The organism is Lysinibacillus contaminans (genome assembly GCF_001278945.1).
GTDB lineage: Bacteria > Bacillota > Bacilli > Bacillales_A > Planococcaceae > Lysinibacillus > Lysinibacillus contaminans.
This window is the reverse complement of record NZ_LGRV01000001.1, coordinates 88,116-109,398: the sequence shown is the minus strand read 5'-3', so window position 1 is coordinate 109,398 and position 21,283 is coordinate 88,116. Positions and strand designations below refer to the sequence as shown.

The window sequence follows — 21,283 nt, the reverse complement described above, 5'->3', positions numbered from 1 at the left end:
CTTTCTATCTACTTGACACTAGTTTAACACACTAACTATGCACAAGCATTTGCTGAATCATGTAAAAAACTCGCCTTTATTGAAAAGGCGAGTTCTTAATCAAATTTACAACAGCAAATGCGTGTCCAAAAACACTTGAGGCTTACACTTCGCTTTCGCGCACAAAACATCTGTGTTATCCCCTGAAGCTTTAACTTTATTCAACTTCAGGCTGTATAAAGTCAATCCACTAATTCATAACCACATGCAAGTACTGCACATTCCGCCAATACAATAAGTGAATCTATATATTTCTTTGTAAGCTTTAAATCGCGGTTGACAATAGAAAGCTCTGTACAGCCTAAAATAATACGATCACAATTAAGTGCTAGCATCGCATCCTCTATAGGTTGCCAATCTTCTTTCGTTACATCTTTGCCAGCTTTTACATAGTCGTAAATAATCGACATTACTTTTTCCTTCATGTCGGTATTCGGTACAACTGGTGTAATCCCATACTCTTGTAACGCATTTTGATACATACGAGATGTTAATGTACCTGTTGTCGCTAAAATACCTACACGTTTGGCACCTAAATCATGTGCACGTTTTGCCGTTTCACGAATCATATGCAGCACTGGCACAGGCGAACCTTCCGCTAATTCTTCGTAAAAGGTATGAGCAGTATTACACGGAATCATAATCATTTCCGCTCCAACAGATGCAAGTTTTTTCGCATCTTCGATTAATACTGGCACCGGATTTTCCTTCGTGTTATCTAAAATATATGCAGTACGATCAGGGATGTTTGTATCATTATCAATAATGGTATGCACATGTTCCTGATCTTTCGTTGCTTTCGTACGTCTTACAATCATTTCACCGATAAACATCGTTGCTAGTGGACCAACGCCACCAATTATACCTAGAGTTCGTTTTTTCATTTGTTAGTCAGACCTTTGTTGTTAAAATATTTCTTATACTTACGGTAATAGTTTAAATTATCGAGCGTCATATTCATCCAGCGCTTCATATTCATATCTTTATAATTAAAAATAGAATCCGTCGCTAAACCTTGGCGAATTAAACTTTTTGCTTCAATCACAAGGTTTTCATTAGATACATACTTAAATAATACACCGTTAGGAACAATCGTCCAAAGATGTCTCTTTTGTACGTATGTTAATGGTTGCTTGCTACCACGAATAAAATCATCCGCTACGTACTGCATTAAATTATAGCCACTTGCCGTTACATAATAATTCGAAAGCTCATTATGTAGTTCAATGCTTAACAACTTATACTGTCCGTCTCGGTCATCGTATTTCATGTCAAAAGTCGCGAAACCTTGAAATTGTATTGCCTCTAGAAACGTTTTCACACGATCCATAAGTTCCTTATCATATGTCGTCATAATAGCGACATATCGACCAATTCCGTCTGGTGAATGCTCTTCTAAAATAGGGTTTCCTACAGATAGTAACTTGGCTTTGCAATCTTGTCCAACATAAGCATTTACTACACGCATATTTGCGTCATCCCCTGGAATATATTGCTGTATCATCAAGTCATCTCGATATGCCGATTCCTTGTAAATAGCATGAAAAATCGCATTTTTCTCTTCCTCATTATACGCAATATAAACCTTTTTCTTACCTGGGAAAATACAGGCTTCATACTTCGTCATATTCATCGGCTTTATGACAACTGGATACTCAACAGGTTCATCAAACGCCTCATAATCATTGACCGTACAAATATGCATCATTGGATACTCAAAGCCGTATTCTGCACAGAGCTCATACATGTTTTTACGTGTTAATAACTGCTCAGCTAGCGGTGCATCTACATAAGGAATCTCATACAGCTCCGACAATTCCTCTTTATGTTGGATAATTTTTTTAACATAAAATTCATCACATGCTAAAAGCAATAATTTTTTCTCAGCAAATTCTTCTGCTATAGCCTTTAATGCAATTACAAATCGTTCCTCAATATGAAGTCTTTGTATCTCACGAAACGAAAGTAAATCACTCTGCTGGATTTTCGCCCTATTTGTATGATTTAACGCAAGTGGTTTTACGCCATAGGACTCGTAAAAGGCACGTGCCATGCCATAAGCATTCATTTCATCTCCCAATAAAACCGGTAAAAAAGCGTGTTCAATGACCATATTGTTCAACTCACTTTAGCTTTTATTTTTTTAGTAAGTGTATCATATTTCAAGCGTAATCTTGTTCATGCAGTCAAAAAAATCTCAGCGATTTCGATATCGCTGAGATTTTTCAATGAACGGCTACTGCTTGCGTTCCAAGTTCTAGGTAGCTTTTAAAAAACTTATCTTCATCGTATGTTACATACCCTTTTAGTGGGTCCATCACAACTACTTTCTCATCTAAATGCCCTGTTAACACAACTGCATGCAGATTACTATAACCATTTCGTTGCACACTTTCACCTTCATAAATCCACCCCTTATTAGATTTCGGTGGTGATAAATCAAGCGTTACCCACACAACGACTGGTATTCCATCTTGTACAAGCTTTAAAATTTCTTCTTTTGATTGACCACTCATATCTGTTACACGTAAAACCGACTTCTTGTCTGCAATTACGGCTTCAGCTGCTTTAACAATTGGTGCCGCAAAAACATACATTCCATCTTGCTTGTCACGCGGATTACCTGCAAAAGCATGGGCAGGATTTGGGCCAAAGCGCTGTCCATTCACCATTCTAAACCCCTGCTTCGGTAAATACTTATCCGCCATTTCTAGTTTTGTGACATCCATGCCATAATAATTTAAAACCGCAGTCAAAGACGTAATTTCACAGCCATGCGGCAACTCGGGGTTTTGCATAATAATAGGAACATCTAACTCTTGCTCACCACGTGAAAAATGTGTTTTCAGCTTATAATACGGCTTTGTTCGATCATATGTAAAAGTGTCGATTGTCGTATATCCCTCTCCACTCACACTATTTTCAAGAGTCGTCGCTGCTACAGCATATTCTCTACCTTCTACTAACTTCGAAAATGTCGCCTCCCCCTCCACAGAGCCAAGCGCATCCTCTACCTCTTTACCTGTCGCCAAATCTGTAACGGTTAAATATAAATCTGGAATTGGTGCCCCACTGTAAAATTCAACAGTTAATACTGTTAATTTATTTTTTTCTTCTTTCGTTTGCTGATTGCAGCCTGAAAGCATCAACACAATAAGACAAATGAAAAGCAAGCGTTTATATTTCGTCCACACTGCGAAATTCGCTCCTATCTCGCTCGAAGATAATAACTATCTTCAATTCTATTATTTCGATTTCTAATTGCCTTTATTATACGCCAACTTCATGTATGTTCCCATGTTATCACAGTACTTTTTCGATGATTATGAAAATTCCTTGACCATCAGTATTTTTCTAAGATGTTATGATTTTTTTCGTGTTACAAAACAACTATCTCAATATAACTCTTCGGAAATTTTAGACTAAAGTCTAGATTTCATCAATATTTTGTTAATGATTATCAATTTTCTGTCATATCAATTTTTGTCACAAAATATACTTATACATATTGCTTTTCTATAAATTTCTATTAAGTGTATGATTCTTTTATAGTTATTTTTAGAAAGGCTTGATTGCTATGATTTATGCACTTTTAGGAGATTTACATTCTAGTATGGAAGATACAAAGGCCGTACTAACACATATACAACAAACAGCAAGTGATGCTGAAATTATAGGTCTCGGTGATTTATATGAATGTACAGTGAGCAAGAAAAAAGCGAAAAACGTTACAGATTTGCCGTTACAAAAGGCAGCAGTAGTAGAAGAAGGTTTTGAAAAATTGCTAACATTCCCCTCTATTCGTGGCAATCAAGAAGAGCGTATTACGAGTGTGACAGGGATTGATCGTTTTACTACACTACCTGAGACAATTGAAATTGATGGTGCCACCCTAATGCATGGGCATCAATTTCAATGGAACATCAATTGGCAGCCTACCTTCCCTGCTTTTAAAAAGAAGCTTCTTTTCTTCGGCCATAGCCACGAATCTGGCCTTTACCATAAAAATAAAAAATTGCCCATTCACATTACATTCGGTAAACCGATTGCACTTCAAGAAAAGCAATATGGTGTAAATGTCGGTTCCGTTGTAAGCCATCGTGAATGGTGCTTATATGATAGCAACAACCAAACAATCACATTTATGTGCGCATTATAAAAAGGGGCTTCCATCATTGGAAGCCCCTTTTTCCGAACAATATATGCATTAATGCATATATTGTTTTTTCTCGTCTACAAATATTTGTTTTAATTCTTTAAGTTTTTCAATAACAATAAATGATTCATTCGTAATGTCCTTTAAATATGTTTCAGCATCATTTTTATTGCCACTATTATATGCCTGTACCGCTTTTTTTGCGATTTCATGTACGTGAATGAACGGTTTTTCTAAGTCAATATAGGCACGCTCTTTACCTAACAAGGTTTTACCCGACCCATAATACCATTCTCCTAGGCGTGAATCTTGTGGTGAGCCTACATCATTCACTGTCAATGACTCGAACCCAAGCAGTAAGTTGTAAATTTTCCAACGCCATAGTAAATGATCAGTAATCGTAAGCTCAATAATATCTTCTTGACTAATAATGAAATTTTTTGAAATAGTCGTTGAACGGTAATCATCAATCATTTTACTTAACTTATAAATTGCAGAACCCGTATCGAAGACAATTTCCTTACTTTGTTGCATATTTTCAGTAATATTGCGATTACGCTCTGTAATATCATTTGCTGAAGCAGCTTGTGCTTTAACAGTGGTAGCAATTTCTTCAAACCGAGCACCTTGCTGTTGCAGGTTTTTATTCAGATCAGCTAGTGTATCAGAAATCTGAAGAGTATCTGTAACGCCTTGGTGTAAGTCTTGCGAGAATTGATTTGTTAACGTGCTAATATTATTTGTAATTTGGAGTAATGCTTGAATATCTGTATGAATGGACTGCACTGATGTTTTGGTATCATCAGCAAGCTTACGAACTTCTTCTGCTACAACAGCGAAACCTTTACCAGCCTCACCTGCACGTGCTGCCTCAATGGATGCGTTCAATGCAAGTAAGTTTGTTTGATCGGCAATTCCTTTAATGAGTTCCATTAATTTCGCTACGCTATTTACACGCTCTACTAAACGTTCAATATCTTTTTGCATTGATTTTTGACCTTCGTCAGTCGTTTGTAAAATAGAAGATACATGCTGTAATGAATCTAAATCCTGGTTTAACTCCTTTAATGCGGTTTTCGTATGATCTGAAATGTCACCTACTGATGCAGCAATTTCATCAATACTTGCATCTAAATCGCGCATTGAATCATCCGCTGCAACAATTTCTTTTTGCTGTACATCTTGGAATTGCACTAACTCTTTAATAGAGTCAAGCTGTGTATTATACGTAATGATTTCTCCTAACCCATTTACAACAGAGCCTGCTTGAATTTCGATATACGTTTCAACAATAATTTGTTGATCAATTGTTACTAAACTATCATACGCTAACAATACATCAAGCATGGCTGACTGATTACGAGATAGCTCTTTCACGATTAACGGAATGATTAGTTGGTTAATTAACGTATAAGCAGAAATCATCCAGTTTGGTAACACGCCAATACGTGCATGTGTGTATGCTATACTCCTTCTTTTAAATACGTATTCAAGATTAAGTTCATCTACGAAAAGACTATGAAAATGCCCGTCAAATAAACCTTTTAAGCGTTCTACTGATGTGTGTTGATTTATAACACGGTTGAAATCTGGTATCTCTAATAACCGCTCATAGAAATTGTCTAAAATATATTGACGATTATCTTCGTAAATTTTACGTAAGAAGGTAACTGATTCCCTCCTTATTTGAGATAATGCCAAGAAATCTAGCTTTTCTTTAAATCGCTCATTTGCATTAATATCTGATTTTTTTGTTGAAGTAAAATAATCGTAGGTTTGATTATTTTTTTTCTTTTTAAACATCTGTTCCCGCCCTCCTAGAAGCATAAAATTACTTTTCCCATTTAATAATTTACAGTAAGCCTTACTTTCGTATAACAGATTTTAAGACAACTGTTAAATTAAGGATTTTTCACATTTATCCTCTCGGTAGAGCAGTTCCCTCCCTTCATCTCATTTATTAAAATATGTAAAATTTATTGCCGTTTTTTTAATTACATCAATAGTTTGACACGCTTACTTGAAATTTGTAACAACCTTAATAGTATGAAGTCATTTCAAACCATTCTAACTTTTATATTCTACCAATTTCACATTCAGAATAATAGAGTATTCGGAATTGTTTAATGAGTTTTTCAAGTCAAACATAAAAAACGCTAAAATCTCTCATGAATTTTAGCGTTTTTTGCATTAACAATCTGATAACCCCTCGAGCAATTTTAGCATTAGCTCTATTTGCTCGCATTGCGTTTGAATCATGCATTGCAGAATTGGGATTAATTCTTGGCAAATGCAGAATCGTAATACATTTAGCGCCAATCGCATAGCCCCTTGATGATGTGAAATCATTTCACATAAAAAGTTCACATTTACACTGTTTGAGATAGGCGCTGAGCACATCTCATAGAACATTACTTCAGCAATTTCTTTAAAAGAACACATATATTCATAGACTTCGTAATTCGAGTTATGAAAAAAACAGCATCTATTTTGGAGTGCTTTCAAATTTTCGATACTCTCTTTTTCTTCTTTTATAATACATATTGCGAGATTTTGTACGTCTAGATTTGTTGTGAATCTCAAAACGTTTTCTGACATTTCAATAGTTGCTTTATGAAGCGGAATCATTTGCTTGATAAAATTATCTGAAATGCTACATGTAATTGTTATACAGGTCATCTCATGCATCATCTTCTGCAGGATTCTTTCGTACTCCTCTAAATACACCAGCGTAACATTACTTAACTCAATGGTATTTTTCATAAGGCCATACGCTCCTTTCAGAATAATGTATGCCTTGTAGGTTGTTGTACCATAGACATTTGTACCGGAGAATCCCTAAAACCTACTCTCCTTTATATGTATCAATGCAATTTTGACAAATACATTGTTTACCCCTACTTTCAATGGGTACAGCCTCTACAATTCCTTTAGGAAATTTTGTAGTCATACACCAGCAAGTCGTTCGCTGATTTACAACTACCTTGCAATGATTATTGCCTCCACATAAAGGGCACTGATTTTCATCTATTTGTAATTTCCCCCCGCCTTCTCTAAAAGTTCTTTCGTCAAATTTAACACCTTACAAGAGGAGTACGAGAACCATCCTATTTCCGCACTCCGTCTCACTATCAATGCTTCTATATACTATTGATTTCCCTTCTTTACTTCGTTACTATTTGTATCACTGTAAACGGCAGTACCTTGTCCACCGCTTCTTGCTAGCATTTCTTTCACTTCATTATAAGATAAACCAGAAGCTGCATTTTTTCTTTTTACCTCATTAATATCGGTGCCTGCAGAAGTAAACTTTTCTTCATTATTATTCATGCGAAAACCTCCATTTCTATAGCTCGTCATGTTTGCTTCTCTATCAGTTCATCGCCTTCTCTTTTCACCTTCTTGTTAAGCTCTTCAATCGGAATGACATCCACAGTTTGCATATCTTCGTGCAAATCGAAAATACTAATGCTATCCGAGTCAACCATGTCTGGTTTATCCTTACTCGCAAGGTTCATAAATTTCTTTTTATCATTCGGTACAATTTCCTTATCCAAAACATCACGCTCCTTTACCATTAATGTGTGTAAAGGTGCTTGTATTATGTGTTGATGCTTCCGTTACTTTTTACTTTTTTCGATTCTATGGTATTCAGAAATTTGAATAACTCGAACATTCCTAGTATGCAATTCATGATAAATCCCTCTGCTATCAGTAAACGAAATGTATTGATCTCGCTCACTACGAATGAGTAGTTCTGCTTGTTTCTGAGACTCAATATGAATAAATCTTCTGATGTAATGCTCTTCATCAAAGAAATATGTTACTTTAAATTCCTTCATATACGTTAGCTCCTAATTTGCATGGCATAGACTATTGATTTTCTTTATCTTGTCCAAAGCTTGAATGCTTCATCCTCCAAAAATGATGCTGACCCTTTCTATACCATAAGCATAGAATATTGGTACAGCTAGCAACTTCGGAGGTGATACCACTGATTCATACAGTTAAAGCAGGCCAAACATTGTCGCAAATTGCAAGAGATTATCGTACGCCCTTATCCGCCATCATAAGCGCAAATCCAGGCATCAATCCAGACGTCCTTTATATCGGCCAACAAATCGTAATACCAGGCTTTCCAAATCCTAATACGATTCCCTATCAAATTCAGATTTCTACAAACCATCGATGGTTACGTTTATTCAAAGATGGCGTTCTTCAAAAGCAATACCCTATTGCAGTAGGAAGAATGTTACACGATACACCTACAGGAGAATATATTATCATCAATAAAGCACCTAACCCTGGAGGTCCATTCGGTACAATGTGGATGAGTTTATCCAAAGAACATTACGGCATTCACGGAACAAATGATCCAAGCTCCATTGGTCATGCTGTCTCACGTGGCTGCATTCGCATGCATAATAGTGATGTAGAGGAACTATCTCAAATTATTCCTATTGGAACGCAGGTTTTCATACGACCTTAATTCGAAACAGCTCGGTATGCTAAAAAGCTAACCGAGCTGTTTTTAGGTGATACTATGAATAATCACTTCCGTATAAGACAAAGCACTTCATGCAATACTACTGAATAAAATAGCAACCGAATAGTGGGAGGAAATATTTTGGCTACTAAAGAAAATTCATTATCTATCTTCGCCTTAGGGGGCATAAATGAAATCGGTAAAAATATGTATGTGGTGCAATATGCAAACGATTTGATCATCATCGATTGTGGTGCAAAATTTCCGGATGAAAGTTTGTTAGGCATTGATTTGATCATCCCCGACTTTACTTACTTGCAGGAAAATAAAGATAAAATCAGAGCTTTAGTTGTGACACATGGACACGAGGATCATATTGGTGGAATTCCATATCTCCTAAAAAAAATAAATGTTCCTATTTATGCTACTCGTTTTACGCTTGGACTCATAGAGCTAAAACTAAAAGAACACAAGCTTTTAAGAAGTACTGAGTTGGTAGAAATTCACTCAGATTCACTTTTAGATTTCAATAAAATCAGTGTTAGCTTTTTTAAAACGAGCCACAGTATACCTGATTGTCTAGGTATTGTCTTGGATACACCTGAAGGAAAAGTCGTTCATACGGGTGACTTCAAATTCGATTGGACGCCTGTGAATAACCAATATTCTGATATTCATAAGATGGCTGAAATTGGGTCACAAGGTGTCTTGGCTCTCATATCAGAAAGTACAAACGCTGAACGGCCAGGCTCTACACCATCTGAACATTTGGTAGGCGGTCATATTGTAGATGCCTTCACGCGTGCGGAACGTAAAATCGTGATCTCTACTTTTGCTTCTAACGTAAATCGTATCCAACAAATCGTTTCTGCTACATTAAAGACAAATCGCAAACTAGCGTTGCTTGGTCGTAGTATGGTGAATGTAGTATCCGTTGCAATAGAACGCGGTTACTTAACGATTCCTGAAGAGGTGCTAATTGATGCTAGTGAAGTCAAATATCTTCAGCCCGAAGAAGTGGTTGTTTTATGCACAGGAAGTCAAGGCGAGCCATTAGCTGCCCTTTCTCGACTAGCAAATGGCAATCATCGAGAAGTGAAGATTTTACCTGAAGACACCGTGATTCTAGCTGCATCACCTATACCAGGGAACGAGAATGCTGTTTCAAGAATTGTAGACAATTTATTTCAACTCGGTGCCAAGGTGATTTACGGATCTTCTAGTAACACAGGAATGCATGTATCTGGACATGGCTATCAGGAAGATTTGAAACTCATGCTTACCTTCATGAAGCCAAAATATTTTATTCCTATTCATGGTGAATATCGAATGCTACATCTACATCGTATATTGGCGGAATCCGTAGGAGTGGAAAAGGAACATACCTTTATTATGAAGAATGGGGATGTCGTCGATATTGAAAATGCGGTAGCACGTCAAACGAGGAAAATACTATCTGGTGATTCGTACGTGGACGGAGTAGGTATTGAAGAAGTTGAAGGTATTGTATTACGCGACCGGAAACAGCTTTCTGAAGATGGGATGCTCGTTATTGTTTTAACGATAAATAAAGCAGATGGAACCATCATTTCTGAGCCTGACATCATTTCTCGTGGATTTGTCTACGCAAGAGATTCTGAAACCCTCCTAAGCAAAGTGAGCATCCTTGTGACGGAAACCGTAAACGAACTACAAGAAGATACAATACAACAACCACACGTATTAAAGAAAGAAATAAAAAAAGCAGTAGGCCAATATTTATTCACACAAACGAAGATGAAGCCCATGATTCTTCCAATCATCATTGAAATTTAATCATTAGCATTTTAAGTAACTTCATTTGTTACACAATTTAAAACCAGCTCCAGTGGCCAATGCCTCTTGGAGCTGGTTTTCTAGCGAAGACCTCACATGCCAAATTTTTGTCTGAATCCACATTTTCTACATAATTCTTCGACCGCTTCTCTTCTCGAAAATCCATCAACAATATTGTTCGCTCTCTCGCCCTCTACAATCTCAGTGAAAGATTTATCATTTACGTTCCCCAAATTAATGACGCCTTCTCCATCAAGACAGCAAGGCACAACTGTACCGTCTACAAGAATCGCAGCTTGACTACGCAGCGCATGACAAAATCCTTTGCCTTCATCCTCAGGTGCAAGTAAGCTTGGCCATCTAAATTCATGATCTTGGTTTAAGTACACATTATGCGCAATTTTAACGCCTTTACCTGGCTGTACTTTTTCTTCAATCTTATAATCCAAGTTATATTCCTTCTCAAGGATATCTAATGTTTCACGATTTCGTCTCGCTGCAAGATCTGTCATATGCTCTTTTTGCAAATTCCATAAACGATACGAGATAATTGTATTAAATTCCTTGGCTTCACGGACAAAATTCAAAATATCACCTAGGTACTTTTCACGATTCTCTGAACCCTCATGTCCGTCAAAACTATGCAGTGAAAAGTTTATTTGACGTAGTGCAGGCTTTCCAAGTAACTTTTCACGATTCTTTTTAATCAGCGTACCATTTGTCGTAATATTTACTTTAAATCCTTTTGCATGGGCCGCATCTAATAGTTGGTCGATGCGTGGATGTAGCAAAGGCTCCCCCTTTACATGCAAGTAAATATATTTTGTATGTGGTCGTATTTCATCGAGGATTTTATTGAATTGCTCTACCTTAATAAGCCCTTTTGCTCGTTCAGTCGGCGGGCAAAAACTACATGCTAAATTACACACACTCGTAATTTCAATATATACTTTTTTAAATGTTTTCAAGGCGTGTTCACCATTCCAGTTCTTTTAATAAGTTTATCAACACACTATTCTATCAAATTTCATCCATGCAAGCGAAAAAAGGAGCTCCCACAAAAAGAAGATGAGACCGCTTCTTGATTTACTTATTCAGAATTCGATTATAAGATGTAATGTTTGATACAAAATAGATCAGGTATATTATGCCATAGGTAGCGACAACATAAATGAAGTTCCTGGCACGTAAACAGAATCCGTTCAATTACTCACGGTATTGAATTTACAGAATTTTCATTATATAATATCAAGAAAGGAAGGTGACTGTAAATGAGGAAATACTTCAAGGAATTTGGAACTTTTCCTGACATCACTGTGATGTTACTTATTTTATTGGTTTGTGCTTCTTTTACCGTTCCGCATTTGTTTTATTTTTGGACCTGGGTTGCTATTGGTGCGGGAATGCTGACGTATGCAACAAGTGAATATGTTGTCCATCGGTTTTTATTTCACATTAAGACTCCGGAAAATCCATTCATGCTGAAGATGATCAAACGGCTGCATTATGATCACCATGTCGATCCGGATGATTTGAAATTATTATTTTTGCCATTATGGTTCAGTATTCCGGGGTTTGTCATTTATGGACTTATTGTTTTCCTCTTAACAGGGAGCACAAGTCTGACGATCGCATTCGCAACGGGCCTGGTAGCTTACTTCCTCTATTATGAATGGAAGCATTATATCGCCCATAAGCCGATCCAACCTCGTACGAAACTAGGAAAAAACATTAAAAAACACCATCTCCTGCATCACTTTAAAAATGAGAATTACTGGTTCGGTGTCACTCATACTTCTTTCGATAAAACTTTAGGAACTTTTAAAGAAAACAAGGAAGTTGAAAAGAGTCCGACCGCACGTAATTTGGAAAATAGAATATAATCATGGCATGAAGGATACCAACTAACGTTGCATAGAATCCATTATAAATAATATATTGTGTAAGTTCTTGGTACGTAACTCAAGGAAACATATAGAAGAGGACTGACATATTATATTGTGGTCAGTCCTTGTATTATGAATTGTGTACAAACTAGCTTCATTCATTTATAAATAGCTTTAATCATCTCTTTTGCTCCTCGAAAATTTTTACAACTTAAAATTGTTAAAGTACCACCGAATGAATATTTGATTAGTAGGTTTATAATTACAATCGTAAGCGTTTTTTTAACCCCTCTTATTTCTATATTTATCTGCTTTTAAAAGTTCACCACTTATATCTTTTCAAATGACCCTTATACATTTAAGAACTATTTACGTGTATAAGAATACCTGTAGATTCTTATTGCTATCGATTGTTGCTAATAAAACATCGCTAATATCAGCATCATACGCTGACGTGATTTCATTTTTTAGCCAATCGACATTAATATTTATATTCTTTACTTCATCGTAATCAATTTTCCCCTCTTTAATAATGACTGATGGAAAAGAAAAAGGTGTAGGTGCCAATTTCATATCAGTTTGTGTCAGTGTCTGATGTAGAGGATATAAAAAGCTTGAAATAGATCCATCTGGTTCCCATAATGCGAGAGCCACCTTTTGAACATCTTCAATTTGTTCTTTTCTCAATTCTGATAACAATAAATCAACTGAAATCCTTGCCTTTTTTAAGTTTTTCGAAATGATTTGACCATCTTTTATAAGCGTTAGCGGAGAAGGATCTATAAAATGTCTAAAAGAGATCCAGTTGAGGCTCATGAATACACCTAGTAAATATAAAACAACTAATACTGTCATCGTAATCATGGAACCTTTCATCCCTAAACCTTCATCAGATAAAGGATGCGCAATAATATTCCCAATAGAAATAGCCATCACAAAATCAAGTAACCTCAGTTGGGAAATTGAACGCTGCCCCATAATTTTTGCCGCAAAGAGTAAGAAGAAAAAAGCAACTATCGCTCTTAAAATCCATTGCATGGCAGTAAGTGCTTCTTGTCCATGAAAAAATTCCACCTTCACACATCCTTTATATCTTTATATTTCCTTATTATCTCCATTCACTATACTTTTTTATAAACAACCAATTTTTCATTAGAAATCTTTCGTGAAATCTAAAAGGAATCGTCAAAAAGTCTGCTACTGACTTTTTAACGATCCCTTACTTATCAATTATCTACTATTTTCAGCTTCAGCCACGCTTTTAACACGTTCTACAAATTTAACTACTACCTTCTCGGTAGCAAATAATAAAAATAATTTTACTAACCACTTTAAAGGACGATTAGTCACTGTATATGTAAATGAAGTCTTACTTTCATTTATTTTACGTAGTTCATAAAGAGCAGTGATTTCAAATAAATTAGCGAGTGTGAAACCTACCTTCAGCCTTTTTTCATCAGGTGTATCCAAGTATTCAAAGGTTTCTACATCATACTCTTGTGTGCGTTTTCCTTCTTTATATTTTTGGCGATACACACTGCCAACCACTTCTTCTGTAATTTTAACAGGTGTATTATCCACTATTTGAGGCATAATTTTTTGCATTTCTTCTAAAGAACCATTAAAAAATTTCCAAACATGTACAATCGGGGAGTTTATTTCAATACTTTTTGTCCATGTTTTCACTAAGAAGCACCTCTATTTTCAAAAATAAATTATTCTTAAAGTAATATCCATTAAAGACAATCTTCAATCAAAATAGTTAAAGTGATTTCTAAATACAATAAAAAAGAAGAAGAGTAAGTCGGGTTTAAATACCTAAAATCCAATTAAAAAAAGACATTATCATGAGCATGTCCCGTAAAGATACGCCCGCTGATAATGCCCCCATCGAATCGTTTCATTCAGCATTAAAGTCTGAAACATTCTATTTAGACAGTTTGTTCTACGACTACAATCGTAGAACAAACTGTCTAAGACTATAAAAAGTATTATAACCATATCCAAATACAAACAAAACTACCCAACTAGTCGCCGGTACAATACCGACAACTGGTTGGGTAAATGCTCTATTGACCTCTGTCTTAAATACAACGATTGGTCCTCTTTATTTAATTGATATTTTTATCACCAAACAAATAGGCCAACCATTGCTGCGCTTAATAAAGAGACTAGTGTTCCTGAAAGTATCATCATCCAAACATTTTTGGATAAGTTATCCGCTTGCTCTTTTTTAACAATACCGTTAAAACAACCTAGTATCATACCAATAGTAGAAAAGTTTGCAAATGACACTAGGAATGTACAAAGAACCGCCATCATATGTGGGCTGAACGAATCCATAATCGGCATAATATCTGCCATTACAACGAACTCATTCGTCACTAACTTAGTACCCATGTATTGAGCCGTTTGGAATGCATCTCCGATCGGCAAACCAAGAAGGAAAGAAAAAGGAGTTATAATAACACCCAATATATTACTTAGCGATAACCAAGGAGCGAATAAATGTAAAACCTTGTCTATAAGAGCAGCAAGTGCTACAAATGAAATTAGCATTGCTGTAATGATCAAAATCAACTTACCCGCTCCGAGAATAGAATCTCCTAAGAAAGAAAAGAACGGTGGCTTTTCTTCTTTATTCATTTCAAAAATAACGTCTTCTTCCTTTGTTACAACTACTGGATTTAAAATACTTGTAATAATAATCGCATTAATGATATTTAAAGGGATCGCTGTTAATACAAATTGAGCTGGTAGCATTTGTATATATACCCCGATCATTGCTGCTGAAACACAACTCATGGACATTAAAGATACTGTCAATAATCTTTCCTGACTCATTGACTTTAATTGCCCACTTGATACTGCCAATGCTTCTGTATTACCAAGGAACATCATTTCAATTGCGTAAAAAGCTTCAAATTTAGGTTGTCCAGTCAGTTTAGAAAGTCCCCAACCTAATCCTTTAATTATTTTGGGAAGAACGCCAAAATACGTAAGGATATCAAACAGTGGAACAACAAGTAATATTGGCATTAAGGCACTAAATACCATGTCCATATTTTCGACATTGACCATGCTAGCAAAAGCAAAACCAACACCTTCAAAAGCAGTTCCTATTAACCAACTAAAACCTAGAGCAACTTGTTCAACACACCATCTACCTAACGGAAAGGCAATTAATAACCAAGCCAAGAAGGCATTGAATAACACTAAAATACCCGTAGACTTCCAATTTATCTTCTTTTTGTCCTTTGAAAACAAAAAGGCAATACCAATAAACGCGAATATACCAAGGATGTTAATAATCAGATATATGCCCATTATGTCCTCCTTCTAAAAATTCTAACTCTTAACAAACCAAACATAGCAACAAGATAATCTAGTTATCTAAATGTCTAACATCCTTTAAACTTGTCCTCCGTAAAATGAAAACGATAATTGTTTGATGTTTTTTTGAAGAGCATGTTTTTATTTTCTCCATTCGAATTATAATACTTTTTTGATAAATTAATCAACATAGCATTTAATTAAAATAGATTTTTTAAACTTTCTGAATATGGTGCGCTAATAATTCCTTTCTCTGTAATAATAGCTGTAATTAAATCATTAGGCGTCACATCAAATGCAGGGTTAAATACTTTCACACCATTTGGAGCCGTTTGATTACCGAAACCACAAGTAATTTCCTCAGCTGAGCGCTCTTCAATTGGTATATCAGCACCCGTTTCTGTTTCCATATCAATCGTTGATAATGGACTAGCCACATAAAATGGAATATTATGCTTTTGTGCTAAAACTGCTAAACCATAAGTACCAATTTTGTTTGCAGTATCTCCATTCGCTGCAATACGATCACAGCCTACAATTACGGCATCTACTTTTCCTTGTTGCATCACTATTGCAGCCATGCTATCCGTAATCAAAGTTACATCTATATCTGCTTGCATAAGCTCCCATGTTGTTAATCTTGCACCTTGTAACAATGGTCTTGTTTCATCAGCAAATACGCGAATATCCATATTTTTTTCCTTAGCAAGATAAATTGGAGCAAGAGCTGTTCCATATTTAGCTGTCGCAATTCCACCAGCGTTACAATGTGTTAATAGGGTCATGCCATCTTTTAAAAGTGTTAAGCCATGCTCTCCAATGCTTTTACAAATTTCAGCATCATCTTTCTTTATTGCATCCGCTTCATTCAATAGAATTTGCTTAATTTCAGCAACTGGCTGTTCTTTATTTGCAACAAGTGTGTTCTTCATTCGGTTTAATGCCCAGAATAAATTAACTGCAGTTGGACGTGAAGAAGCAAGATACGCTGAGATTTCTTCGTACTTAGCTGCGAATGACTCATAATCATCTTCCTTCAATTGGCTTGCTCCAAGTGCTACTCCGTACGCTGCTGCGATTCCAATTGCTGGTGCTCCACGAACTTTCAACTGAACAATAGCATCCCATACATCTTTTACAGAATCGATTTCAAGATAAACTTCCTCTAGAGGTAGTTTGGTTTGGTCAAGTAGAATTATTTTTTCTCCATTATAAGTAACAGATTCTATATTTCTCATAAAAACAACATCCTTTATTTGAATATTCAGTTAATTTAATTCCTTATTATAGTCCTAGTTTTTCCTTCATTTCATTTATCGCTGATTCATCAACAATGCGGACTTCACCTATTGATTTTGCAAAATGATAAATCTTCGCGGAATCCTCTAAATATACAGCCTTCATATACGCTTCATCCATCGTTTTACCAATTGTAAGTGCTCCATGATTAGCTAATAGACATGCAGATGTTTGTTTTTTCAATAACGTTTCAGCAGTAACATCTCCTAGCTCTTTAGATCCAGGCATTGCAAATGGAGCAAGTGGTACTTCTCCGCCAAGCAAGACCATTTCAATCAGCACTACCGGGATAGATTGATTGAGGACAGCAAAGGATGTTGCATAAGGCGAATGAGTATGAGCAACACCGCCTACATCTGATATTTTTTCGTAAATACTTAGATGCATCTGCCATTCAGAAGATGGGGGCTTAGTGCCAGATAGAATATTTCCATTAAAATCAATAACAGTAATATCCTCTGGCAACATTGTTTCATAAGCTGCACCACTTGGAGTAATTGCCATCACTTTTAAATCTCTGTCAACTGTACTGAAATTACCGCTAGTTCCAGCCATCAAGCCCGTATTATAGGCTTTCAAGGCATTCTCATGAACCGTTTGTTTTAATTTACTATACATTTTAAGGTTCTCCTTACCTTCTACGAACCAAATGAAACTTCATGATGTTATTAACTATAAGACTTTTCCCATAAAAAACGGGCTCATTCATATTTGTATAAAAGGTTTGTTCCAATACTTGAAGGGCTTCATTTTCTAGAATAGCAAGTTTATCTGCAATACTTGCCGAAGCATTCTCTGCAAAAATGTTACACTGGGAGCTAAATATAGGAGTACCTTGAACAGTACTAAAATAATTCAAAATAGAGGCATCAGCATACGTGGAGTGAAAATCTTCACATACATACTTCTCAGGAATGTAAATATAGTCCAAAGCAAATGGCTTTTTGTCTGCTGTACGAATGCGCTCGAAAAACATTAAATTATCCGTTTTATCTAAGCCTAGCAACTCACGTATTGAATCATCTGTACATTTACTAATTTCGGTTGTACCGATCGTCCCAACTGAATAATTTTGTACTTTGACAAGATCCGTCATGCTATCTAGTCTCTCAAGACCCGTTGAAAGCATAGGTGTTTTAGAAATTACAAACGTACCAACACCATGCTTTCGCATAATGTAACCTTCTATTTCCAACTTTTGAAGGGCCTCTCTCAATATCGGGCGACTTATATTTAATTTGTTTGCTAGCTTTTGTTCAGCATCTAATTTTTCGCCAACTTTAAGAACATCACTTTCAATTAATTCGATTATTTTTTTAAAAGCAATTGATGATAATGATTTTTTTTCAATTCCAATATCTTTCATTTGTATTCCCCCCTAAGACATCTATCTTACATCATACTATTGTTAAATAATACATGACAACATATGTCATAGGAGGTCAACCATTACAGGTTAGCAAATGTATCTAACGCAATATCAATTTCTGCTTGAATCGCAGCATTAACGACATCTTTATGCGGATTATAATCATTCATATCAGCAAAAGCATAACCATCAAGAGCAAAAATTCCTACTGCTGATACACCTCGTAATCTTGCAATAACATATAAAGCCGCAAGTTCCATTTCTGCACCAAGAACGCCTGATTCTTTATATAACATATGTGGTATTTTAACTGGACCAGCATAAAACGCGTCTACAGTAGCGATTGTTCCTAATCCGTATGTAACATTAGCCTTCTTCGCGCTTTCTTCTAGTTTCAGCAACATTTTAAAATCTGCAACTGCTGGTACACCTTCTGGAACAAGCTGTCTAGTTAAACCATCTGCTCGCACAGCTGAATCAGCAATAATTAAACTACCCGGTGGTAATGCTTCAGTGTATGAACCGGCCGTACCTACACGAATAATTTTTTTCGCTCCTGCTTTAATTAATTCTTCAAAGCATACCGCAGCTCCGGGAGCACCAACTCCGTGTGAGGCTACTGTAATTTTTTCACCTTTATAATAACCATTAATGATACGGTATTCCCTGGAATAAGCTATTTCCTCAGCATGATCCAATCGTTCACCAATCACCTTTGCGCGATTTGGACTTCCACAAACAATGACTTTTTCCGAAATAGATCCTTCTTCAACTTGGATATTTGGCAACATTTTCCCTGCGCTCTCCATGAATTATCACCTCGTTATTTGTTAAGAGGTTTGACCTCTTGACCACTATACTACGTATCTATGTAAACGTTGTCAATAAAAAAAATATTATAATATAGTAAATTTTTACGCGAATTAAAAACCAAAAGAAACTAATAAGGGCATTCACTAAGAAAACAAATAACAAAGCAATAACTATTTTATAAATATGGCTGTTTTCGAAAAGATTGTCACTCTTCTACTAATGGGATGGGATGGAACAGGATAGTATAATAATGATAAAAACAATTAGAGGCTATATCATTTGAAGCAGAAATATTAATTTAATGGGGTATTTAAATGCAATCTTTTTATGTGATTGAACAATATATTGTAACAAGAAACAAGTATTATAAAGTGTACAGAAAAGAAGATGAACTGTGGTTTGGAAAAATAGGTGGACAATTTTACGGTATGAAACAGTTGCATACGAAGTCATTAATAATTGAATTGATGTTTGATTTGGTGAAATTTATTTGGATTACCCCAAGAGGTCGGAAAAAAGAACTTAAATTTGATGAAATTACAGAACGTGAGCAATTTTTAGCAGAAAGAGGTTCCTACATTGTAGCTTTGGAACAGTTATCTGAAGTAGTAATAAATGAAATTGGAAATGGCTCATTGAAGTTGAGATTTTCAAATAGACAAGTTAAGGAATTTGAGTTTGAAGAAGCAACAGATTTTGAACAAGTAGCATTAACTTTTTATCCAATACAAGTGAAACGTATTGATTATTTATGGTAGTAGTGTTTCAACTAACGGGGCAGCATTCCTGTATTATTTGAAATACTAAAAAGTTTGTGAAGTATTCTTCTTAAAGTAACGGAGGCTTAGTTTAATAAGTTGGGCAACCAGAAGCAACAATCTTTGAGAAAACAGCCTTTAAAAAACAAGGTTCTTTTCTTAAGAGTTGTAGAACAAGTTCTTCCTCAAAAAAAATCAATCTAATTTTACATAAATATACTCTATTGGGTTTTTTAGGTTATTATGAATATAAGTTATTTTTAGTTAATATTATTTACTTTTTACACTTATTCATGAGGTCATGTTCAAATTCAGCGTATCGTCTTGTCGAACAAACGATTATTTAATACGGAGGTGTGGTTGTTGGAAAAATCTAATATTCTTATATTAGGCAGTCTAGCTTTAGCAACTATATTTGGAATATTCGGTCAGGGTATCGCTTATTTTATGAATGATTTTATTGCTTCAATAGCACCTGTCTATTATTTAACCGGACTAACCTTTACAAGCGTTTTCTTGTATTTAGTCAGTGCTGTAATCACCTATGTCGCTGGCAAAAAGGACATGCTAGGTAAACTAGAAACCGATATATATTTCCCTATCATTGGTTTGTTAGGCATAGGCACTTCTCTTTGGTCACTATTTGTTTTGGCCATGTGGTGGGGTTAATGAGCATGGGAGACCCTTATCCATTGGGGCTCCCTATATTTAGAAAAAACTCATTGAGTATGGACGCCAATTGTTCGGGAGCCTCCACATTGATTTCATGACCTGCCCCCCTAACTGTCCGCATTTCTGCTGTTGGTATTTGCGCTGCCAGCTTCTTGGCTGCCCGTTTATTCGCTCTATCCTTTTCCCCACATAACACCAACGTACTGCATTGAACCTTTGTTAAGTCTTTACTAAAATCTAATTCCATCATAGATTTTGTCAGTTGAATAAAATCATGTTTGCTGGAACCAAGTTTCTGAAAAAGTGATTCTGGCATAAACCGAAAAATGATATTTTGCACTTTCAGTATCAGTTTAGGCATTTTGTATTGTGGCGCCAATAAAATCAAAGATCGCACTCTTTTTGGGTGGTCAATCGTATAATTCAATGCAAGAACTGCCCCCAGGGAAAGTCCTAATAGAGTGGCTGGTTCTGAGTATTCTTCCATATATTCAGTGAACGCAAGGTATAGATTGTTGTAAGTAGTTTTGTTGTCTTTCAGAAGATCAAACACATCAGGATGCGAAATTCGAGTGGTTTCCCCCATGAAAGATATAGTGTTCTCCCAACTCGAGGAATCTTGCCCTAAACCATGAACGAAGACATATTTCATTACAT

General features: G+C 35.8%; 24 protein-coding genes and 1 pseudogene. 7 read left to right on the top strand and 18 right to left on the bottom strand.

Features of this window, described 5'->3' with window-relative positions:
- Positions 1-221: 221 nt before the first annotated feature.
- The 3 genes from cuyB to AEA09_RS00495 form a co-directional block, all read right to left on the bottom strand.
- A complete protein-coding gene (gene cuyB, locus AEA09_RS00505) occupies positions 222-923 on the bottom strand; it encodes a cysteate racemase (RefSeq protein WP_053581987.1) in 702 nt (233 codons plus the stop codon).
- The gene (locus AEA09_RS00500) at positions 920-2,152 is read right to left on the bottom strand and encodes a carboxylate--amine ligase (RefSeq protein ID WP_053581986.1); all 1,233 of its coding nucleotides are present in this window, start codon (positions 2,150-2,152) and stop codon (positions 920-922) included. The genes cuyB and AEA09_RS00500 overlap by 4 nt, the downstream gene beginning before the upstream one ends.
- A gap of 112 nt (positions 2,153-2,264) precedes the next feature.
- Complete coding sequence (locus AEA09_RS00495) at positions 2,265-3,233, bottom strand: C39 family peptidase (protein WP_053581985.1); 969 nt, start codon at positions 3,231-3,233, stop codon at positions 2,265-2,267.
- Positions 3,234-3,616: 383 nt separating this feature from the next.
- On the opposite strand from AEA09_RS00495, the gene AEA09_RS00490 reads away from it, so the two are divergent.
- Positions 3,617-4,198 (top strand): metallophosphoesterase family protein, encoded by a 582-nt coding sequence (locus AEA09_RS00490; protein WP_053581984.1) that lies wholly within the window; start codon positions 3,617-3,619, stop codon positions 4,196-4,198.
- Between the two features lie 48 nt (positions 4,199-4,246).
- Here the strand turns inward: AEA09_RS00490 and AEA09_RS00485 are convergent, their stop codons facing one another.
- The 6 genes from AEA09_RS00485 to AEA09_RS00465 form a co-directional block, all read right to left on the bottom strand.
- Complete coding sequence (locus AEA09_RS00485; protein ID WP_053581983.1) at positions 4,247-5,998, bottom strand: methyl-accepting chemotaxis protein; 1,752 nt, start codon at positions 5,996-5,998, stop codon at positions 4,247-4,249.
- A 387-nt stretch (positions 5,999-6,385) separates the two neighbouring features.
- The gene (locus AEA09_RS00480) at positions 6,386-6,958 is read right to left on the bottom strand and encodes a DUF305 domain-containing protein (protein WP_053581982.1); all 573 of its coding nucleotides are present in this window, start codon (positions 6,956-6,958) and stop codon (positions 6,386-6,388) included.
- 82 nt (positions 6,959-7,040) lie between these two features.
- A complete protein-coding gene (locus tag AEA09_RS19370; RefSeq protein ID WP_082332515.1) occupies positions 7,041-7,226 on the bottom strand; it encodes a cysteine-rich CWC family protein in 186 nt (61 codons plus the stop codon).
- Positions 7,227-7,342: 116 nt separating this feature from the next.
- Positions 7,343-7,525 carry a hypothetical protein gene (locus AEA09_RS00475; protein ID WP_053581981.1) on the bottom strand — a complete coding sequence of 61 codons (183 nt, stop codon included), beginning with the start codon at positions 7,523-7,525 and terminating at the stop codon, positions 7,343-7,345.
- Positions 7,526-7,551: 26 nt separating this feature from the next.
- Positions 7,552-7,752, bottom strand: coding sequence for a hypothetical protein (locus AEA09_RS00470; protein ID WP_053581980.1), 201 nt, complete (start codon positions 7,750-7,752; stop codon positions 7,552-7,554).
- 63 nt (positions 7,753-7,815) lie between these two features.
- Positions 7,816-8,037, bottom strand: a complete 222-nt coding sequence (locus AEA09_RS00465; protein WP_053581979.1) for a hypothetical protein — start codon at positions 8,035-8,037, stop codon at positions 7,816-7,818.
- Between the two features lie 152 nt (positions 8,038-8,189).
- Here AEA09_RS00465 and AEA09_RS00460 point away from each other — a divergent pair, with 152 nt between their 5' ends.
- Together AEA09_RS00460 and AEA09_RS00455 are read left to right on the top strand one after the other, a co-directional pair.
- Positions 8,190-8,684 (top strand): L,D-transpeptidase family protein, encoded by a 495-nt coding sequence (locus tag AEA09_RS00460; RefSeq protein ID WP_053582282.1) that lies wholly within the window; start codon positions 8,190-8,192, stop codon positions 8,682-8,684.
- A gap of 138 nt (positions 8,685-8,822) precedes the next feature.
- Complete coding sequence (locus tag AEA09_RS00455) at positions 8,823-10,496, top strand: ribonuclease J (RefSeq protein ID WP_053581978.1); 1,674 nt, start codon at positions 8,823-8,825, stop codon at positions 10,494-10,496.
- Positions 10,497-10,588: 92 nt separating this feature from the next.
- Here the strand turns inward: AEA09_RS00455 and AEA09_RS00450 are convergent, their stop codons facing one another.
- Complete coding sequence (locus AEA09_RS00450) at positions 10,589-11,464, bottom strand: radical SAM/SPASM domain-containing protein (RefSeq protein ID WP_053581977.1); 876 nt, start codon at positions 11,462-11,464, stop codon at positions 10,589-10,591.
- 303 nt (positions 11,465-11,767) lie between these two features.
- Here AEA09_RS00450 and AEA09_RS00445 point away from each other — a divergent pair, with 303 nt between their 5' ends.
- The gene (locus AEA09_RS00445) at positions 11,768-12,379 is read left to right on the top strand and encodes a sterol desaturase family protein (RefSeq protein ID WP_053581976.1); all 612 of its coding nucleotides are present in this window, start codon (positions 11,768-11,770) and stop codon (positions 12,377-12,379) included.
- Between the two features lie 372 nt (positions 12,380-12,751).
- Here the strand turns inward: AEA09_RS00445 and AEA09_RS00440 are convergent, their stop codons facing one another.
- Together AEA09_RS00440 and AEA09_RS00435 are read right to left on the bottom strand one after the other, a co-directional pair.
- Positions 12,752-13,456 carry a DUF421 domain-containing protein gene (locus AEA09_RS00440; RefSeq protein ID WP_053581975.1) on the bottom strand — a complete coding sequence of 235 codons (705 nt, stop codon included), beginning with the start codon at positions 13,454-13,456 and terminating at the stop codon, positions 12,752-12,754.
- Positions 13,457-13,612: 156 nt separating this feature from the next.
- Positions 13,613-14,068, bottom strand: a complete 456-nt coding sequence (locus tag AEA09_RS00435) for an SRPBCC family protein (RefSeq protein ID WP_053581974.1) — start codon at positions 14,066-14,068, stop codon at positions 13,613-13,615.
- A gap of 149 nt (positions 14,069-14,217) precedes the next feature.
- On the opposite strand from AEA09_RS00435, the pseudogene AEA09_RS19760 reads away from it, so the two are divergent.
- Positions 14,218-14,413, top strand: a pseudogene (locus tag AEA09_RS19760) (IS3 family transposase); the annotation flags it as partial.
- 96 nt (positions 14,414-14,509) lie between these two features.
- Here AEA09_RS19760 and AEA09_RS00430 read toward each other — a convergent pair.
- The 5 genes from AEA09_RS00430 to AEA09_RS00410 all read right to left on the bottom strand — a co-directional run bounded on the left by AEA09_RS00430 (position 14,510) and on the right by AEA09_RS00410 (position 19,192).
- On the bottom strand, positions 14,510-15,703 hold the full coding sequence (locus AEA09_RS00430) for a NupC/NupG family nucleoside CNT transporter (RefSeq protein WP_053582281.1): 1,194 nt from the start codon (positions 15,701-15,703) through the stop codon (positions 14,510-14,512).
- A 212-nt stretch (positions 15,704-15,915) separates the two neighbouring features.
- Positions 15,916-16,953, bottom strand: coding sequence for an S-methyl-5-thioribose-1-phosphate isomerase (gene mtnA / locus AEA09_RS00425; protein ID WP_053581973.1), 1,038 nt, complete (start codon positions 16,951-16,953; stop codon positions 15,916-15,918).
- A 46-nt stretch (positions 16,954-16,999) separates the two neighbouring features.
- Positions 17,000-17,632, bottom strand: coding sequence for a class II aldolase/adducin family protein (locus tag AEA09_RS00420; protein WP_053581972.1), 633 nt, complete (start codon positions 17,630-17,632; stop codon positions 17,000-17,002).
- Positions 17,633-17,645: 13 nt separating this feature from the next.
- On the bottom strand, positions 17,646-18,380 hold the full coding sequence (locus AEA09_RS00415) for a GntR family transcriptional regulator (protein WP_053581971.1): 735 nt from the start codon (positions 18,378-18,380) through the stop codon (positions 17,646-17,648).
- 83 nt (positions 18,381-18,463) lie between these two features.
- Positions 18,464-19,192 carry a nucleoside phosphorylase gene (locus tag AEA09_RS00410; protein ID WP_245622750.1) on the bottom strand — a complete coding sequence of 243 codons (729 nt, stop codon included), beginning with the start codon at positions 19,190-19,192 and terminating at the stop codon, positions 18,464-18,466.
- 318 nt (positions 19,193-19,510) lie between these two features.
- Here AEA09_RS00410 and AEA09_RS00405 point away from each other — a divergent pair, with 318 nt between their 5' ends.
- Both AEA09_RS00405 and AEA09_RS00400 read left to right on the top strand, forming a co-directional pair.
- Positions 19,511-19,954, top strand: coding sequence for a hypothetical protein (locus AEA09_RS00405; protein ID WP_053581970.1), 444 nt, complete (start codon positions 19,511-19,513; stop codon positions 19,952-19,954).
- 363 nt (positions 19,955-20,317) lie between these two features.
- Positions 20,318-20,623 carry a hypothetical protein gene (locus AEA09_RS00400; protein WP_053581969.1) on the top strand — a complete coding sequence of 102 codons (306 nt, stop codon included), beginning with the start codon at positions 20,318-20,320 and terminating at the stop codon, positions 20,621-20,623.
- Between the two features lie 16 nt (positions 20,624-20,639).
- On the opposite strand, the gene AEA09_RS00395 is transcribed toward AEA09_RS00400, so the two are convergent.
- Entirely contained in the window at positions 20,640-21,278 is a 639-nt protein-coding gene (locus AEA09_RS00395) for an alpha/beta fold hydrolase (protein ID WP_053581968.1), read from the bottom strand.
- Between the last annotated feature and the right edge of the window lie 5 nt (positions 21,279-21,283).

What these genes read in the sequence shown, in the direction of transcription:
- cuyB (WP_053581987.1), bottom strand. Translation starts at nt 923, where the DNA reads ATGAAAAAACGAACTCTAGGTATAATTGGTGGCGTTGGTCCACTAGCA.
- AEA09_RS00500 (WP_053581986.1), bottom strand. Translation starts at nt 2,152, where the DNA reads ATGGTCATTGAACACGCTTTTTTACCGGTTTTATTGGGAGATGAAATG.
- AEA09_RS00490 (WP_053581984.1), top strand. Translation starts at nt 3,617, where the DNA reads ATGATTTATGCACTTTTAGGAGATTTACATTCTAGTATGGAAGATACA.
- AEA09_RS00485 (WP_053581983.1), bottom strand. Translation starts at nt 5,998, where the DNA reads ATGTTTAAAAAGAAAAAAAATAATCAAACCTACGATTATTTTACTTCA.
- AEA09_RS00480 (WP_053581982.1), bottom strand. Translation starts at nt 6,958, where the DNA reads ATGAAAAATACCATTGAGTTAAGTAATGTTACGCTGGTGTATTTAGAG.
- AEA09_RS00475 (WP_053581981.1), bottom strand. Translation starts at nt 7,525, where the DNA reads ATGAATAATAATGAAGAAAAGTTTACTTCTGCAGGCACCGATATTAAT.
- AEA09_RS00465 (WP_053581979.1), bottom strand. Translation starts at nt 8,037, where the DNA reads ATGAAGGAATTTAAAGTAACATATTTCTTTGATGAAGAGCATTACATC.
- AEA09_RS00445 (WP_053581976.1), top strand. Translation starts at nt 11,768, where the DNA reads ATGAGGAAATACTTCAAGGAATTTGGAACTTTTCCTGACATCACTGTG.
- mtnA (WP_053581973.1), bottom strand. Translation starts at nt 16,953, where the DNA reads ATGAGAAATATAGAATCTGTTACTTATAATGGAGAAAAAATAATTCTA.
- AEA09_RS00420 (WP_053581972.1), bottom strand. Translation starts at nt 17,632, where the DNA reads ATGTATAGTAAATTAAAACAAACGGTTCATGAGAATGCCTTGAAAGCC.
- AEA09_RS00415 (WP_053581971.1), bottom strand. Translation starts at nt 18,380, where the DNA reads ATGAAAGATATTGGAATTGAAAAAAAATCATTATCATCAATTGCTTTT.
- AEA09_RS00410 (WP_245622750.1), bottom strand. Translation starts at nt 19,192, where the DNA reads ATGGAGAGCGCAGGGAAAATGTTGCCAAATATCCAAGTTGAAGAAGGA.
- AEA09_RS00405 (WP_053581970.1), top strand. Translation starts at nt 19,511, where the DNA reads ATGCAATCTTTTTATGTGATTGAACAATATATTGTAACAAGAAACAAG.
- AEA09_RS00395 (WP_053581968.1), bottom strand. Translation starts at nt 21,278, where the DNA reads ATGAAATATGTCTTCGTTCATGGTTTAGGGCAAGATTCCTCGAGTTGG.